This is a genomic window from Massilia eburnea (assembly GCF_009720745.1).
Lineage (GTDB): Bacteria > Pseudomonadota > Gammaproteobacteria > Burkholderiales > Burkholderiaceae_D > Rugamonas > Rugamonas eburnea.
In genome coordinates, this window is sequence record NZ_WNKX01000004.1 from 262,210 (window position 1) to 277,658 (window position 15,449).

15 protein-coding genes and 1 tRNA gene are annotated in these 15,449 nt (G+C 60.3%); 12 read left to right on the top strand and 4 right to left on the bottom strand.

Features of this window, described 5'->3' with window-relative positions; translation table 11 throughout:
* Window positions 1–36: 36 nt before the first annotated feature.
* From GM658_RS07355 to GM658_RS07400, 10 genes are all read left to right on the top strand, one after another.
* The gene (locus GM658_RS07355) at window positions 37–1,245 is read left to right on the top strand and encodes a BaiN/RdsA family NAD(P)/FAD-dependent oxidoreductase (RefSeq protein ID WP_155453354.1); all 1,209 of its coding nucleotides are present in this window, start codon (window positions 37–39) and stop codon (window positions 1,243–1,245) included.
* 199 nt (window positions 1,246–1,444) lie between these two features.
* Window positions 1,445–1,657 (top strand): 30S ribosomal protein S21, encoded by a 213-nt coding sequence (gene rpsU, locus GM658_RS07360; RefSeq protein ID WP_005665410.1) that lies wholly within the window; start codon window positions 1,445–1,447, stop codon window positions 1,655–1,657.
* 125 nt (window positions 1,658–1,782) lie between these two features.
* Entirely contained in the window at window positions 1,783–2,232 is a 450-nt protein-coding gene (locus GM658_RS07365) for a GatB/YqeY domain-containing protein (protein WP_155453355.1), read from the top strand.
* Window positions 2,233–2,407: 175 nt separating this feature from the next.
* Window positions 2,408–4,204, top strand: a complete 1,797-nt coding sequence (gene dnaG, locus GM658_RS07370; RefSeq protein ID WP_170298714.1) for a DNA primase — start codon at window positions 2,408–2,410, stop codon at window positions 4,202–4,204.
* Window positions 4,205–4,373: 169 nt separating this feature from the next.
* Window positions 4,374–6,620 (top strand): RNA polymerase sigma factor RpoD, encoded by a 2,247-nt coding sequence (rpoD, locus tag GM658_RS07375; protein WP_170298715.1) that lies wholly within the window; start codon window positions 4,374–4,376, stop codon window positions 6,618–6,620.
* A gap of 42 nt (window positions 6,621–6,662) precedes the next feature.
* Window positions 6,663–6,741, top strand: a tRNA-Ile gene (locus GM658_RS07380).
* A 97-nt stretch (window positions 6,742–6,838) separates the two neighbouring features.
* Window positions 6,839–7,087, top strand: coding sequence for a type II toxin-antitoxin system Phd/YefM family antitoxin (locus GM658_RS07385; RefSeq protein WP_155453356.1), 249 nt, complete (start codon window positions 6,839–6,841; stop codon window positions 7,085–7,087).
* On the top strand, window positions 7,084–7,470 hold the full coding sequence (locus GM658_RS07390) for a type II toxin-antitoxin system VapC family toxin (protein ID WP_155453357.1): 387 nt from the start codon (window positions 7,084–7,086) through the stop codon (window positions 7,468–7,470). Before GM658_RS07385 ends, GM658_RS07390 begins: the two co-directional genes overlap by 4 nt.
* Window positions 7,471–7,613: 143 nt before the next feature.
* Window positions 7,614–8,666 carry a DUF5694 domain-containing protein gene (locus GM658_RS07395; RefSeq protein ID WP_155453358.1) on the top strand — a complete coding sequence of 351 codons (1,053 nt, stop codon included), beginning with the start codon at window positions 7,614–7,616 and terminating at the stop codon, window positions 8,664–8,666.
* A 68-nt stretch (window positions 8,667–8,734) separates the two neighbouring features.
* On the top strand, window positions 8,735–9,265 hold the full coding sequence (locus GM658_RS07400) for a Cif family virulence factor (RefSeq protein ID WP_155453359.1): 531 nt from the start codon (window positions 8,735–8,737) through the stop codon (window positions 9,263–9,265).
* Here GM658_RS07400 and GM658_RS07405 read toward each other — a convergent pair.
* Together GM658_RS07405 and GM658_RS07410 are read right to left on the bottom strand one after the other, a co-directional pair.
* On the bottom strand, window positions 9,249–10,178 hold the full coding sequence (locus GM658_RS07405) for an alpha/beta fold hydrolase (RefSeq protein WP_155453360.1): 930 nt from the start codon (window positions 10,176–10,178) through the stop codon (window positions 9,249–9,251). The genes GM658_RS07400 and GM658_RS07405 overlap by 17 nt on opposite strands.
* An 83-nt stretch (window positions 10,179–10,261) precedes the next feature.
* Window positions 10,262–11,197 (bottom strand): GlxA family transcriptional regulator, encoded by a 936-nt coding sequence (locus tag GM658_RS07410; RefSeq protein WP_170298716.1) that lies wholly within the window; start codon window positions 11,195–11,197, stop codon window positions 10,262–10,264.
* A 140-nt stretch (window positions 11,198–11,337) separates the two neighbouring features.
* Between GM658_RS07410 and GM658_RS07415 the strand changes: the two genes are divergently transcribed.
* Complete coding sequence (locus tag GM658_RS07415; protein ID WP_155453361.1) at window positions 11,338–11,919, top strand: DJ-1/PfpI family protein; 582 nt, start codon at window positions 11,338–11,340, stop codon at window positions 11,917–11,919.
* On the opposite strand, the gene GM658_RS07420 is transcribed toward GM658_RS07415, so the two are convergent.
* Window positions 11,916–12,497: a TetR/AcrR family transcriptional regulator gene (locus GM658_RS07420; protein ID WP_170298717.1), complete on the bottom strand. Its 582-nt coding sequence runs from the start codon at window positions 12,495–12,497 to the stop codon at window positions 11,916–11,918. The two genes, GM658_RS07415 and GM658_RS07420, sit on opposite strands and share 4 nt — an antisense overlap.
* Window positions 12,498–12,610: 113 nt before the next feature.
* Here GM658_RS07420 and GM658_RS07425 point away from each other — a divergent pair, with 113 nt between their 5' ends.
* A complete protein-coding gene (locus tag GM658_RS07425; RefSeq protein ID WP_155453363.1) occupies window positions 12,611–13,261 on the top strand; it encodes a glutathione S-transferase family protein in 651 nt (216 codons plus the stop codon).
* Window positions 13,262–13,286: 25 nt separating this feature from the next.
* On the opposite strand, the gene GM658_RS07430 is transcribed toward GM658_RS07425, so the two are convergent.
* Complete coding sequence (locus GM658_RS07430) at window positions 13,287–15,431, bottom strand: hypothetical protein (RefSeq protein ID WP_155453364.1); 2,145 nt, start codon at window positions 15,429–15,431, stop codon at window positions 13,287–13,289.
* Between the last annotated feature and the right edge of the window lie 18 nt (window positions 15,432–15,449).

A 15,449-nucleotide genomic window follows, 5' to 3' on the forward strand; every position in this document is an offset into this window, starting at 1 on the left:
AATGGTGGGTTTGGTCTCGGGGCAGGGCGGCAGGACATGGCAAATCAGTACGATGTAGCGGTGATCGGCGCGGGCGCGGCGGGCATGATGTGCGCAGCGACGGCCGGTAAGCGCGGCAAGCGCGTAGTGCTGCTCGACCACGCCGCGAAGCTGGCGGAAAAAATCCGCATCTCCGGCGGTGGCCGTTGCAACTTCACTAATATTAACGCCGGCCCCGCCAACTTCCTCTCCGAGAATCCGCATTTCGCCAAGAGCGCGCTGTCGCGCTTCACGCCGCAGGATTTCCTGGCGATGGTGAAGAAGCACCGTATCGGTTTCCACGAAAAGCACAAAGGACAGCTGTTCTGCGACGACTCGGCGGAGCAGATCATCGATATGCTGCGCGATGAGTGCGCTGATGGCGGCGTGCATTGGCGCATGCCGAGCAAGGTGCAGGCCGTGGCGCAGAATGGCGCTGGTTTTGTGCTGCAGACTGACGACGGCGAGATCCACGCCGGGGCGGTGGTGGTGGCGACGGGCGGCCTGTCGATCCCGAAAATCGGCGCGACCGATTTCGGCTACCGAGTGGCAAAACACTTCGGCCTCAAGCTGGTGGAGCCGCGCCCCGCGCTGGTGCCGTTGACTTTCGACGCCCAGGAGTGGGCTCCGTTCGTGCCGCTGGCCGGCGTGTCGCTGGAAGTGGACGTGGAGACCGGCTCGCTGAAAGGCCGCAACCCGACCGGCGCCCGCTTCCGCGAAGACCTGCTGTTCACCCACCGCGGCCTGAGCGGCCCGGCCATCCTGCAGATTTCCTCGTTCTGGCTGCCCGGCACCTCGATCACCATCAACCTGCTGCCGGAGATGGACCTGGCGCAAACCCTGATCGAAGGCAAGGGCACCCTGAAGAAGCAGCTGGGCAACCTGCTGTCGCAATGGATGCCGACCCGCCTGGCCGAAGGCTTGTTGCAAATGCAAGGCCTCGACCCCGAGGCGCGTATTGCTGACATGAAAGACGACACCCTGCGCAAGCTGGGCCGGGCAGTGAACCAATGGACCATCACCCCGAATGGCTCGGAAGGCTACCGCAAGGCCGAAGTCACGCGCGGCGGGGTGGACACGCACGAGCTGTCCCAGCAATCGATGGAATGCAAGAATGTGCCCGGCCTTTACTTTATTGGTGAAACGGTGGACGTGACGGGGTGGCTCGGCGGCTACAACTTCCAGTGGGCCTGGGCATCTGGAGTGGCTGCTGGCCTCGCAATCTGATATCATGCGATTCCCGGCAACGCATTTTTCGCCGGATTCATGATGTTAGCTGGGCTGAAAGATTGCCCGCGAAACGACGTCGATATTTCCCTTCGGAGCCGCCTGCGAGGCCGGTTTGGCGTCTATTGTCTCTTCCATTTTTGAGCAAAAGCTGCTAATATCGCTGTCTTTCCTGAACCCTAACGGTTTGAATTTTTACATGACTACTATCCGCCTTAAAGAAAACGAGCCGTTCGAAGTCGCAATGCGTCGCTTCAAGCGCACCATCGAAAAGACCGGTCTGCTGACCGAACTGCGCGCACGCGAGTTCTACGAAAAGCCAACCGCAGAGCGCAAGCGCAAGCTGGCAGCTGCCGTGAAGCGTCACTACAAGCGCATCCGCAGCCAGCAACTGCCTAAGAAGCTGTACTAATTCAGCTCTCGTTGGGCATTCTTGCAGGCGCACGATCGCCACGGATGCCCACGCCAGAGTTTCAACCCGCTCCGGTCTGAACCGCAGCGGGTTTTCCTTTTTCCACGCACACTTTTGAGGTAGCTATGAGCCTGAAAGCCCAGATTACTGATGACATGAAAGCCGCCATGCGCGCCAAGGAAGCCGGCAAGCTGGCGACCATCCGCCTGATCCTGGCCGAGATCAAGCGCAAGGAAGTGGACGAGCAGATTGAAGTCAACGACGCCCAGACCGTGGCCATCGTTGAAAAGATGATCAAGCAGCGCAAGGACTCGATCACCCAGTTCGAAGCCGGCGGCCGCACCGACCTGGCCGACATCGAAAAGGCCGAGCTGGCCGTGCTGGTGGCATACATGCCCGCCGGCCTGTCCGACGAAGAGATCGCCGCCGAAGTGCAGGCAGCGGTGGCCGCCTCCGGCGCCGCCGGCCCGCAAGACATGGGCAAGGTGATGGCCATCGTCAAGCCAAAGCTGGCAGGCCGCGCCGACATGACCGTGGTCTCCGCACTGGTCAAAAAGGCCCTCGCCCCGGCATAATCAACAGCCCAGTCAGGTCAAGAAAAAGGGGACGTACCCCTTTTTCGAGAAAAAGGGGTACGTCCCCTTTTTTTACCTGGCTCAGCCATATCGTGGGCCGCGGGTGTTGATGTGGATCAAACGCATCGCGCGCGCGGCGGTATAGTCTGATTTATAACAAATACCGTTCAGCCTCGTGATTCCACAGTCTTTCATTGCCGATCTGCTTAACCGTGTCGATATCGTCGATGTGGTGGGCCGCTACGTCCAGCTGAAAAAGGGCGGCGCCAATTACCAGGGCCTGTGCCCCTTCCATAGCGAAAAGTCCCCGAGCTTCACTGTTAGCCCGACCAAGCAGTTCTATCACTGCTTTGGCTGCGGCGCCCACGGGACCGCGATTGGTTTCCTGATCGAGTATTCGGGCATGGGCTTTGTGGATGCGGTCAAGGACCTGGCCCAGAATGTCGGCATGGTGGTGCCCGAGCAGGACGACAAGATCCCGCCGGCCCAGCGTGCAGCCCAGCAGCAGCAATCGATGGCGCTGTCGGATGCCATGTCCAAGGCCAATGAGTTCTACCGGGCTGAGCTGCGTAAGGCGCCACAGGCCATCGCTTACCTGAAAGGCCGCGGCCTGACTGGCGAAATCGCGGCCCGCTTCGCCCTCGGCTATTCGCCAAGCGGCTGGGACAGCTTGAAAGCCGTCTTCCCTGATTATGAAAACCCGGTCCTGGTGGAAGCTGGCCTGATCATCCAGAACGTGGATGAGGACGGCAAGCGCACCAAGCGCTACGATCGCTTCCGCGAGCGGGTAATGTTCCCTATCCGCAATACCAAGGGCCAGGTGATCGCTTTCGGCGGCCGCATCATGGACCAGGGCGAACCTAAGTACTTGAATTCTCCGGAAACGCCTTTATTTTCAAAGGGCTCGGAGCTGTATGGCTTGTTCGAGGCGCGCCAGGCGATCCGCGATGCGGGTTATGTGCTGGTGACGGAAGGCTATATGGACGTGGTGGCGCTGGCCCAGATGGGCTTTCCCCAGGCGGTCGCGACGCTGGGAACCGCCTGCACCACGACCCACGTCCATAAGTTGTTGCGTCAAACCGACAACGTGATCTTCAGCTTCGACGGCGACAAGGCCGGCCGCCGCGCTGCGAGGCGCGCGCTGGAAGCCTGCCTGCCGCACGTGTCGGACGACAAGACGATCAAGTTCCTGTTCCTGCCGGCCGAGCACGACCCGGACAGCTATATCCGCGAATATGGCGCCCAGGCATTCGAGCAGCAGGTGCATGAAGCCATGCCGCTGTCGCAGTTCCTGCTGCGCGAGGCTGCAGGCGAGCACGATTTAACATCGCCGGAAGGCCGTGCCCGCGTGCAGTTCGACGCCAAGCCGCTGCTGCAGGCGATGCCGCCCACTTCGCTGCGCCTGCAAATCGTACGCGGCCTGGCGACCATGACGCAGAGCACGCCGGGCGAGATTGAGCAGCTGTTCGAGCTGGCCAAACCGGTGGCGGCAAATAAGAAGGCGCCGCCGAAAAGCCGGCGCGAGCAGCCGGTTGGGCTGGAGTTGAAGCTGATCCGCGTGGTGCTGACCCACCCGACCCTGGCGCTGGAGCTGGACGATGAGGCGCTGCTGGCCTTCAGCCACTTCGGCCAGGAGGCCGCCGAGCGACTGGTGTGGCTGATGGTGCAGGCGCAATCGCTGGGCGAGCAGGGCAGTTTTGCCGCTTTTTGCCAACTGGTAAAAGAAACCGGCAGCGATTACGATGCGTTGATCGGCGAGATCGCCGCGGCACCGGAACCGGACCTGGAAGGTGAGCGCCTGTGGCTGTTGGCAACCGTGCGCCACTTGAAGATGGATGCTTTAAAACAGGAGCTGGACCAGCTGTTTACAGCCGGTTTGTCTTCCGAGGAAATTGGTGTACGCTACCGCGAAATTACCGCCAAGCAAGATCAACTGCGGAAGGAAGCTGAAGCCGAATTAAGTCCGAGGTAATTGCCCCGGCGCACGCAACCCTTCCCGTCTGGTAATTGTAAAGTGGCGTGCTATAATAAAATGCTAAATATTGCAATATTTAGCGGGTCTGTTTTTTCGTTTGTTTTCAGTAAGTTACAGTAGTAGTTGTTGCGGTTTGTAGTGGACTTAACTATTCCCGAAAGCGCCTGTGCCAGCAAAGAAACCTGAAACCAAAGCGGCTGAAAAGCCTCGCAAAGTGACCGCCAAGCCTGCGACGAAGTCGGCTGATAAGCCGGCTACTCGCGTCACCAAGGCACCGCCGGTGGTTAGTCAGACAACGGACGCAGCCGCCCTGGCTGCCATCGATACTTCCGGATACGTGCTGCCGACCGTCAAGGTGCCGGGCCGCCGTGGCCGCAAGCCGAAGGAATTCACTCCGGAAAACGACGAGGTTGCAGCACTGAACGCTGTTGAGCGTGCCGAATTGAAGGCTGCAGACAAGGCGAAAGCCAAGGACCGCAAGGCCAAGGAAAAGGCATTGCTGAAAGATGCGTTCTCGTCCGATACCGAAGCGACCGAAGAGGAACTCGAACGCCGCCGCCAGAAGCTCAAAACGCTGATCAAGTTCGGCAAGGAGCGCGGTTTCCTTACGTACGCTGAAATCAACGACCACCTGCCGGAAAATATCGTCGATCCGGAAGCGATCGAAGGCATTATCGGCACCTTCAATGACATGGGCATCGCCGTGTACGAACACGCGCCTGATGCCGAGACCCTGCTGCTGTCGGATAACGTCGCCACTGTCACCAGCGACGACGAAGCCGAAGCCGCAGCGGAAGCCGCGCTGTCCACCGTCGATTCCGACTTCGGCCGCACCACCGACCCGGTCCGCATGTATATGCGTGAAATGGGTTCGGTCGAGCTGCTGACCCGCGAAGGCGAGATCGAAATCGCCAAGCGTATCGAAGACGGCCTGCGCGACATGATCCAGGCGATTTCCGCCTGCCCGGTGACGATCGCCGAGATCCTCGCCACCTCCGAACGCATCCGCATCGACGAGATCAAGATCGACGAGATCGTCGATGGCCTGGTCGACCAGGAAGAGGAAGCCGCCGCCGCTGCCCCTGCCGCCTCCGATGAAGAGGAAGAAGACGAGGACGAGGAAGAAGAGGAAGACGAAGAAGAGGAAGAAGCGCCCAGCGCAAGCGGCGCCGCAGCCGGCTACACCGCGGAGCAGCTGGAGGCCATGAAGCAGGCTTCCCTCGACAAATTCGACAGCATCGCCAACCAGTTCGAGCGCATGCGCAAGGCCTTCGAGAAGGATGGCTACAACTCCAAAGCCTACCTGAAGGCGCAGGAATCGATTTCGGCCGAGCTGCTGGGCATCCGCTTCACCGCCAAGGTGGTGGAGAAGCTGTGCGACACCCTGCGCGGCCAGGTGGATGAAGTGCGCCATATCGAGAAGCAGATCCTCGACGTGGCGGTGAATAAGTGCGGCATGCCGCGCGCCCACTTCATCAAGGTCTTCCCGGGCAACGAAACCAACCTGGAATGGGTGGATGGCGAAGTCGCCGCAGGCCACGCTTACAGCGCGATCCTGGGCCGCAACATCCCGACCATCAAGGAACTGCAGCAGCGCCTGATCGACCTGCAAGCGCGCGTCGTGCTGCCGCTGCCGGACCTGCGCAACATCAACCGCCAGATGGCGGCCGGTGAAATGAAGGCGCGCAAGGCCAAGCGTGAAATGACCGAGGCTAACCTGCGTCTGGTGATTTCGATCGCGAAGAAGTACACCAACCGCGGCCTGCAATTCCTGGACCTGATCCAGGAAGGCAATATCGGCCTGATGAAGGCGGTGGACAAGTTCGAGTACCGTCGCGGCTACAAGTTCTCCACGTACGCAACGTGGTGGATCCGCCAGGCGATCACGCGTTCCATCGCCGACCAGGCACGTACCATCCGTATTCCGGTGCACATGATCGAAACGATCAACAAGATGAACCGGATCTCACGCCAGATCCTGCAGGAAACCGGCGCCGAGCCGGATCCGGCAACCCTGGCGATCAAGATGGAAATGCCGGAGGATAAGATCCGCAAGATCATGAAGATCGCGAAAGAGCCGATCTCGATGGAAACGCCGATCGGTGACGACGACGATTCCCATCTGGGCGACTTCATCGAGGACAACAATACGCTGGCGCCTTCGGACGCAGCGCTGCATGCCTCGATGCGCGGTGTCGTGAAGGATGTGCTGGATTCGCTGACCCCGCGCGAAGCCAAGGTGCTGCGCATGCGTTTCGGTATCGAAATGTCCACCGACCACACGCTGGAAGAGGTCGGCAAACAGTTCGACGTGACCCGCGAACGTATCCGCCAGATCGAAGCCAAGGCACTGCGCAAACTGCGCCACCCATCGCGCTCCGACAAGCTGAAGAGTTTCCTGGAAGGTAACTAAACTTGACGGATGGGGCCGCTGGCCCTATCCTGCCGGGTCTCAGGGCCCTTAGCTCATGCTTGGTTAGAGCAGAGGACTCATAATCCTTTGGTGCGCGGTTCGACTCCGCGAGGGCCTACCAATATCCTGCGAAAGACCTGCAAGCCTCGCGCTGCAGGTCTTTTTGTTTTTTGGGCCTGGCTAGACTAGACTAAATCATGGTCCTTGGAGAAAACGGCATGAAAACGGTCAATATGCTTGAAGCGAAGTCTTCGCTGTCGCGCCTGGTAGAAGCCATTGAGCAAGGAACCGCGCGGGAAGTAGTGATTGCACGCAATGGGCGGCCTGCCGCGAAGCTCGTACCGATCGAGTCAAGTCCAGCGGCCAAGCGAATCGGTGTTGCGAAAGGGAAGTTTGAAGTACCGGATGATATTGATGCACATAACGATGAAGTTGCACGGCTGTTCTTCACCGGTAATCCAACATGAACTTGCTTCTGGATACGCATGTAGCGTTATGGGCGATTACCGATAGCCCGAGGTTATCCAAAGCAGCCCGCGATCTCATCGTGTCGCCCAAAGCTACGGTATGGATCAGTATTGCTTCAGTTTGGGAGATCGCGATTAAATTCGCATTGGGTCGCGGTGACGTGCCAGTGTCGAGCGGCGATGCGGTACGCTATTTCCGCGAATCGGGTTTTCGCTTTCTCGCCATTGAGGCAGAACATGCCAACGCAGTTGAGCAATTGGCTCCGATTCACCACGATCCGTTTGATCGCATGCTTGTGGCGCAAGCGCTCATCGAACCGAGGCGTTTGATGACTCACGATCCCCAATTAGTGTCTTATAGCGACACGATAATCAAGATTTGACTCCTGTGTCTCGGGACTGCGGCGGTCTCTGCGGCGCGAACCGCGCGATTCATGCGCAAAATCCTGCAGCCTGTCGGATTCTTGCCGAAATCGCGCGCGTGCGCACATAAAATCGGCTCTCCTATCAATACACAGGGAGTGACATGGAAATCTGGACGAGGGTGGCTTGGGGAGTTCTTGCAGCTGCACCGCTGGTTGCGCAGGCACAGGTTGATCTGACGAAGCTCGATGAGGGCATGGCGGGGCCTAAGTCCCATGTGCTGGTCCTGGGCACGGTCCATTTAAGGGAAACGCCTGCAAACTTCGATCCGTCTTCGCTGGGCGGCTTGATCGATCGGCTTGCCGCGTATAAGCCCGATATCATCACCATTGAAAGCGAGCCTGGTGAGGATTGTGACCTGGTTGCGCGGCATCCGTCGAAATACGGGCCTGGCTGGTGTGCCAAAACGGATGCCGCGCAGACAGCGACGGGACTGGATATCCCGGCAGCGCTGGCGGAAGTGCGCAAGACGCTCAAGGCATGGCCCGCACAGCCATCGGCAACGCAGCGCCGGCGCCTGGCAGCGGCCTTCATGGCTGCGAACGAGCCGGCATCCGCGCTGGTGCAATGGCTGCAGCTGCCGGCTGCGGAGCGCCGGCCTGGAGATAGTCTGGATGCAGCACTGGTGGCAATGCTGGAGAAGCTTGAGAAGCGCAAGAGCGAGGACAGCCTGATCGCTGCGCCTCTCGCTGCGCGGCTTGGCCTGCAGCGGGTCTACGCTGTCGATAATCATACCGGCGACAATCTCGACATCCAGGATACCAAGGCGTTCGTCAAGTCACTCGAAGGCGCATGGGCCCTCGGCAATGGTGAGATGATGGCTAACGTGGAGCGCGAAAAGAAAATGGTGCTGGCGGCGGACGCGTTGCCGCTTTACCGCTTCATCAATTCTCCGGAAAGCTCGCGCATTCACGCAGAAGGAAATATCGTAGGGCCTATGCGGGCCAAATCGGCTGACACGTACCCGCAGATGTGGGTAGGCGGCTGGGAGATCCGCAACCTGCGCATGGTGGCGAATATCCGCGAGACCTTCCGCGAGCGGCCGGGCGCGCGCGTGCTGACCATCGTCGGCGTCTCGCATAAGCCCTGGTTTGATCAATGGCTTGGCCAACTTCAGGGCGTTGTGATGGATGATGCAATCGAAGTGTTGAAGTAGCTTTACCTATCTTTGCATCCGCTCCTAAGATGAGGGCCGCTATCAACAACTTAACGGAGATTTCATCGATGCGTCTTATCGTTATTGGCCTGGCTTGTGCATCCGCACTGTTGTGCAGCGGAGTGGGGATGGCGGCGGAGAATCCGCCGGCCTATATCGGCAAACATACTTCGACCCAGCAGGACACAGCTGCCATCAACAAAGTAGTCGCAGACTTCGGGAACGCGATCAAGACCAAGGACTCGAAATTGCTGTCAACCCTGGTGCTGCACTCGAACATCCTGTTCGATGCGCCGACTGCGCCGGATGCTATTGCCATGCTGCGCGACAAGGTCGATGTGAACTTCGATGGGCTGCGCTCTGGCGGCTATTCGGATTTCGCGCGCTTTATCGGTACCACCAGGGACCAGGTGGAAGAGAAGTTCTATAACGTGAACATCACCCAGGACAAGAATGTGGCTTGGGTGATGTTCGACTACGAATTCGTCGTCAACGGGAAAACCCAGAACTACGGTATCGAAACATGGCAAATGATGAAAGTCGCTGACGATCGGTGGAAAATCGCCAGCGTCATGTGGACCATCAATCGCCCGATTTAAGCGCTGCGCGAATCTCGCGGCTGGTCTGCCGTGGCGCTTGCAGGTGGGGATAGTGGCCAAGGTTGGGCAGGACCGTGAGAGGCTTGCCTGATTTGGCAGCGAATTCTTCGCCCATTTTCTTGTCGATGTAGAGGTCTTTTTCGCCCCAGACAATCTGCACCGGCGTCTTCAGGCGCAGCAGGTTGGCTTCGAAATATTGCTGGTCGCGCGTGAAGTGCGAGTAGTAATGGTAGAAGGCGTCGCCGGTGCTCACGCTGCCTTGTGTCCAGCCGTCCAGCATGTCTTTCTTGAAGTCTGCGGGAACGTCGAATTGCTCACTGGCCTCCAGCCCACGGCGGAAGGCATTTTCGACGATCTCCCCCCGGTTCTGGTTGATCGCGTTGCGGGTCGCTTCTGCGGTCTGCGCTGCTTTCAGGCTGCGCAGGCGGTCGGACATGTAATCCGGCCGGTCGAATGGGGCGAAATCGCCGACGATGATTTTCTTTGCGATATCCGGCTGCTCCAGGGCGAGCAAAAGGGAGGGCAATGCACCGACGTCGGTTGCATAGATGACTAGCCTGGACCGATCGATGCCTGCCTTGTCGATGTAGGCCTTGAGCACCTGCGCGTAGTCGCGTGGCGCATAGGCGAACTTGTCGGCGGATGGACGGGACGATTGGCCATAGCCTGGCCAGTCAAAGGTGTGAACCTCGTAATCCGCGCCAAGGTCCAGTGCGAGGTCGCGCCAGGTCAGCATGGTTTCCGGGAAGCCGTGCAGGAACAGTACTGTCCCCTTTGCGGCGGGATTCTTGACGACCATTCGGCGTAGTGTGATATCTGGGTCGAGCTTCAGGTAGCTGACTTCCTGGGCGGTGGCGCTGGCTAATGCAAGGGCGCTTGCGGCGGCCACGATCGATTTCTTGAGTGCGGACATCTTGATGATCCTTGGTGATTGGTTCGAGATGCCTTCAATATAGGAGCCGCAGTGGATGGCGTAAACGTCGGAATTACCTCCTTTTAAGACATTCTGGCCATACGACGCAGTACTTGCGGCGGCTGGCCGTAGGCGCGCAGGAAGGCGCGCCGCATGCGTTCCGTATCGATGAAACCTGTTTCTTGAGCGATTTCTTCGATGGTGTGGCGGCTTTGCTCGGTCATCAGGCGGGCGGCTTCCAGGCGAAGGTGCTCGATTGCCTTGGCTGGCGGCTGGCCCGTCTCGGTCGTAAAGGCGCGGCTGAACTGGCGAGGGCTGAGATGGGCGACAGCGGCCAATTCCGCGACCGACAGCACCGACCCGAGGTTGTTGCGCGCGTATTTAAGTACGCGCTGGATGCGGTCGGACTTTGCACCGAGCTGCAGCAGCGTGGAATGCTGCGACTGGCCGCCGGCGCGGCGATGATGGACCACCAGTTTCTTGGCAACGGCTGCTGCAAGTTCGGCGCCGTAATCCGCTTCGATCAGGCCGAGTGCAAGGTCGATGCCGGTGCTCATGCCGGCGGAAGTCCAGATCGAGCCGTCGTTGATGAAGATGCGGTCCGAGTCGACTTTCGCTGCCGGGAATTGCTGCTGGAGCTGGCGCGCGAACAGCCAGTGCGTTGTTACATGACGGCCATCGATCAGTCCCGCTTCGCCGAGCAGGAACGTTCCAGTGCAAACAGATGCCGTGCGGCGGGCCAGCCTGGAGGCAGATCGCAGCCGGTCGAGCGTCTGCCTGTCGGTAGGAGCGGGGGAAACCAGGCCGCAGACGATCAGTGTGTCCAGCCGCCGCCGGGCAAGCGCCTGGGTTTCTACTGCCGCGCCGAATGAGTTGACGACCGGGCCGCCCGGTGCGGAAAAGAAGCCGATGTCATACAGGCGCTCGCGTGCTGTGGTGTTGGCCAGTTCGAACGCGGAGGCGGCGGCCAGGCCCATGATCTGGAAGCCCGGCGGCAGCAGGAAGCCGATTTTCAACACAATATGCCTGTGGCGTAAAAGGAGGTATCTCAATCATACGCGCCATTGGCGGCGCCCGCCGGCGAGCAATGCTATTCTCCTTAATCGCGCGCAGCATCGTGAGCGCATTTCGTCATGCAAGTTTGAACAAGGAGATCGGAATGGCCATCAAGAAGATCCTGTTTTTGACGGGTGATTTTGCGGAAGACTACGAAACCATGGTGCCGTTCCAGGCGCTGCAAATGGTTGGGCATACGGTGCATGCGGTTTGTCCCGGCAAGAAGGCGGGCGAGAAGATCAAGACCGCGATCCATGACTTTGAAGGCGACCAGACCTATACCGAAAAGCCGGGCCACCAGTTTGCGCTGAACGCGAGCTTTGATGAAACGCGCGCTTCGGCTTACGATGCGCTGGTGATCGCAGGCGGCCGCGCGCCGGAATACTTGCGGCTCAATCCGCGTGTGCTGGAAACGGTGCAGGAATTCGCCAAATCGGGCAAGCCGATTGCTGCGATCTGCCACGGCGCGCAAATCCTGACGGCGGCCGATGTGATCAAGGGTAAGCGCATCTCGGCATATCCTGCCTGCGCGCCGGAAGTGCGGTCGGCAGGCGGCGAATACGTCTCGGTGGAAATGGACCAGGCGGTCACGGATGGCAATTTCGTCACGGCGCCAGCCTGGCCTGCGCATCCGCAATGGATGGCGCAGTTCCTCAAGCTGTTGGGCACCGAAATCAATCCTTAATTCGCGCCCAGCAGTTGCAAGGCTTGCCGCCGTGCCGCGTCGCGCAGGGTGTGGCGCAGCGTAGCGTCGTCGGTGGTGCGGGCCAGCACCATGCCGCCGACGCAGAGCGACACGATGGCTTGCGCGCGCTGCTCGCCATCGCTGAACTCCTTCAGTGCGTGCTGGTAGACGAGGGTGAGGTTGCGGATCAAGTCCGTGTAGGCTTTTTGCGGGGACAGGCCGGCGCGCGCCACGTCGCCCGGCAAGGCGTACAGCGGACAGTGGTTGTCGACATCTTCCAGCACCTGGTCGCTCAGGTAGAGGTTGACCAGGCGGCGCGCCAGTTCACGTGCGTCGCGCGTGGGCGAGGCCTCGACATCTTTGCGGAATGGGTTGCAGCTGCTGAAGCTCGCCACAGCGGCCGCGTACAGGTCATCCTTGCTTTCAAAATGATTGTAGAAGCCGCCGCGCGTCAGGCCGGCTTCGGACATGATGGCCTCGATCGAGACCTGCTCGAAACCGTGCCGGTTGAACAGCTTGCGGGCTGACTCGACGATCTTGGCGCGGGTGCGCTCCTTGTGCTCTGCGGTGTAAGGCATTGCCATTTCCTCCTCGGTTTGCATTATGCGTCCGATTCAAAATATGTTCTTGAACATATTATGTAAGCCCGTAATCTGGCCGCATGTACCCACCCAAACCTAAGGAGACAAACATGTATACCCTGGTTACCTTGCGCGCCGTTCCCGATTTCGCCGTTGGCTATGTACGCGACCTGCGTGTTCGCTGGGCTTTCGAGGAGGCAGGCCAGCCATATGCCGTGCGCACCGTCGGACCGGAAGAAAGGAATTCACACGCTTATCGCCAGCAGCAGCCTTTCGGCCAGGTGCCGGTGCTGCTGGATGGCGAGCAGGCGATATTCGAATCCGGCGCCATCCTGCGCCATCTGGGCGACAAGCTGCCGGGCCTGCGCTTGCCTGATACTGCAGCCGCGCAGTGCGCCGAAATGTGGCTGTACGCGGCACTCAACTCGGTCGAACCCTATGTCGCCGGCCTGGCCGAACTGACGGTCTTCCATGCTGGCGAGGCGTGGACCGAGCAGCGCCGCCCGATGCTGGAAGATATGGTGAAGCTGCGGCTGGGCAGCCTGGACGCCTGGCTGTCCGGACGGGAGTTCCTGGCGGGCCAGTTCAGCGTTGCCGACATCATCATGTGCACGGTGCTGCGCCTTCTGGACGATACCGGGCTGCGTGAGCAATTCCCTGCAGTGGAGGCCTATCAGCGGCGTTGCCTGGCGCGTCCCGCATACCAGAAGGCGCTGGCGGCGCAGGTAGCGTTATACACGCAGTCGCAGGCGGCGGCCTGAGGCCCGCCCAGGCGCAAGGCGTGCTTCAGCGAGGCACGATCGCGAACTGGGGGTGCTCGCTATAATCGGGCTTGACCGGGCGTTTGATGAAGCGGTTCCAGGCTTCGCGAGCGTTGGGCAGGCCTGTGGCGGCGGCCACGGCCAAGGCGGGCTGCATATGGGCCGGGAATCCTTCCGGTGACGCAGCGTAGCCTGTCATTTCTCCCGCAAGCCAGGGCGGGCGCTGTGTCCTGTTATCTTTATCCCATTGGGTGCGCCAGTCGGCTTGCCGCTGGCTGCCGCAGGGCTGGTCCAGGTAGCGCGCCCCGGTGCTGTTGATCATGGGCGTGCCGTCCTTGTTGCGCATGGTCGCCTGGTAGGCTTTGGCAAAGCTTTCGAAGTAAGGCATGGTAGGCGCTGGCCGCACCATCAGCGCATAAATTGAACCGTCGATCCAGCAATAGCCGTCGGCCATCATGCGGCCGATCGGAAAGCGCGCCTTCCACGCCAGGATAGGCGCGGCGCCGGCAAATCCCATCTCATGCAGATGCCCCATGGTGGAAGTGAAAAAATCATCCATCCAAGGCGCGATGCCCGTTTTCGGGCCGGTAGGGCCGTCGTATCCTAGCGCGTAGCCCAGGTGGCCGTCGATGAAGCCCAGCTGGTTGCCTGCGCCGCCGGCAAAGGCTGCGTAGTAGTTCAGGTTCTCCGTCAGGATCTGCGTGAAATAAGCCTTCATCGGATGCGCGTCAGGCGTGATGTAGGCAGCGTGGCCCAAGGTGCGCATGTCCCAGGCCTGGCCACGCACCTGGTTGTCGTACACCAGTCCTTTTTCAAATGCTCGGTAATGTGGATTCATACCCACCAGGTTCCAGTTGGCCCAGAACAGCAGTTCCTCAAGGTGGTAAGTGTCTCCCGTGAGCAGGTAGGGCAGGTAGGAGAAGGACGGCTGGTGCGCCGTATCGGGTGTGTAGGGCGTTTCGCAGTTGGCTTTGTCGGTCGGCGGGCAACGCGGCATGTCCTCGCTCCGTTTGGTGACCGGATTGATGCTGTCGCTGCCGATGCGAAAATCGCGTATGTAGGGGTAGTCCACAATCGACACCACCTGGTCGGTATTCTTGTCGCGGTAATGCACCGGCCAGCTGCCGGCCAGGTCGCCCAGGCCTAGCGTGACCTGGCGCGCGCGAGGATCCATGCTGAGAAGATAGAGCGCGGCCCAGGCGTGCTGCAGGCCGATATCGGGACGGCCACCGGGCGCCGGCATGGTCTTGTTCACCAGCGGCATGGACATGGGGCTGCGGTCGGCGGCTTCCCACTCGGCCTTCAGCTTTGCCAGCCCTGTCTGCGAGGGAACGACACTGCGGTCGTAATTGGGCAGGGCGCCGGTGCCAAGCAGGTATGCGATGTCGTACTTCACATCGACCTTGGGTTCCGCCCCGATCCAGAACACTTTGCGCCAGCGGGCGTGGTGGAAGTGGGTGAGGGCCTTCTGGCGGTACACCACATGTTCGTTCAACAGGATTTCGGCGTCGTAGTTGATGTTTTTCGGGCCTGGTTCATAGGCCCAGCTGTTTTCTACGGTCACGTCGACGCGTACCGGACCGGTCACGCTACCCGGCGCGGGCGCATAGCTGCGGATGGCGAAGCGCGCATACAGCTGCGGGTGGGGTGCCCCGTTCGCAGTCAGGGGACCGGCCACTTGCCATTCGTTGACCAGTGGCCCGGACAGCCAGGTTGTATAAGGCTTGCTGGCCATCAGCCGGGCCGCATCCGCACTGTAGGTGGCGCCGCCGATGTTGAGATTGACCACGGCGTGGAAACCGCTAGCCAACAGTGCGTCGGGCCGGGCGTAGCTGGCAGGGGCTGGTGCTGGCGCCGGCGCCAATTGCAGGACAGCCGCTTCGCCTGCGGCCAGCTTCGGCAACACGGCGGTGAGCACGGCATGCCGCAGCGAGCCGTCGTCGTGCGTGGCCTTGATGTCGGCCTGCAGCGGCACGGGGACGCCATTCAAGTTGGCCGTTATCGATTGGCCAGCCTTGACGTCGCCTTTGCCGAACACTTGTCCGAACGTGATGGATACGCCGTTCTGCGCATGCGACGCGGATTCAATGACCTGCAAAGAAGGAAGCTGCGCCGCCATGGTGCTGCACATAGCCAGCAAGGCCGCCACGCATGAAAGTAGGTATTTCATTGCACTTGACCTGTATCA

Excerpts from the sequence above, each read along its gene's own strand:
- rpsU (WP_005665410.1), top strand. The coding sequence starts at position 1,445 with ATGACTACTATCCGCCTTAAAGAAAACGAGCCGTTCGAAGTCGCAATG.
- GM658_RS07355 (WP_155453354.1), top strand. The coding sequence starts at position 37 with ATGGCAAATCAGTACGATGTAGCGGTGATCGGCGCGGGCGCGGCGGGC.
- GM658_RS07425 (WP_155453363.1), top strand. The coding sequence starts at position 12,611 with ATGTATACCCTGGTTACCTTGCGCGCCGTTCCCGATTTCGCCGTTGGC.
- GM658_RS07385 (WP_155453356.1), top strand. The coding sequence starts at position 6,839 with ATGAAAACGGTCAATATGCTTGAAGCGAAGTCTTCGCTGTCGCGCCTG.
- GM658_RS07405 (WP_155453360.1), bottom strand. The coding sequence starts at position 10,178 with ATGTCCGCACTCAAGAAATCGATCGTGGCCGCCGCAAGCGCCCTTGCA.
- GM658_RS07400 (WP_155453359.1), top strand. The coding sequence starts at position 8,735 with ATGCGTCTTATCGTTATTGGCCTGGCTTGTGCATCCGCACTGTTGTGC.
- GM658_RS07390 (WP_155453357.1), top strand. The coding sequence starts at position 7,084 with ATGAACTTGCTTCTGGATACGCATGTAGCGTTATGGGCGATTACCGAT.
- GM658_RS07420 (WP_170298717.1), bottom strand. The coding sequence starts at position 12,497 with ATGCCTTACACCGCAGAGCACAAGGAGCGCACCCGCGCCAAGATCGTC.
- GM658_RS07395 (WP_155453358.1), top strand. The coding sequence starts at position 7,614 with ATGGAAATCTGGACGAGGGTGGCTTGGGGAGTTCTTGCAGCTGCACCG.
- GM658_RS07365 (WP_155453355.1), top strand. The coding sequence starts at position 1,783 with ATGAGCCTGAAAGCCCAGATTACTGATGACATGAAAGCCGCCATGCGC.
- GM658_RS07430 (WP_155453364.1), bottom strand. The coding sequence starts at position 15,431 with ATGAAATACCTACTTTCATGCGTGGCGGCCTTGCTGGCTATGTGCAGC.
- GM658_RS07415 (WP_155453361.1), top strand. The coding sequence starts at position 11,338 with ATGGCCATCAAGAAGATCCTGTTTTTGACGGGTGATTTTGCGGAAGAC.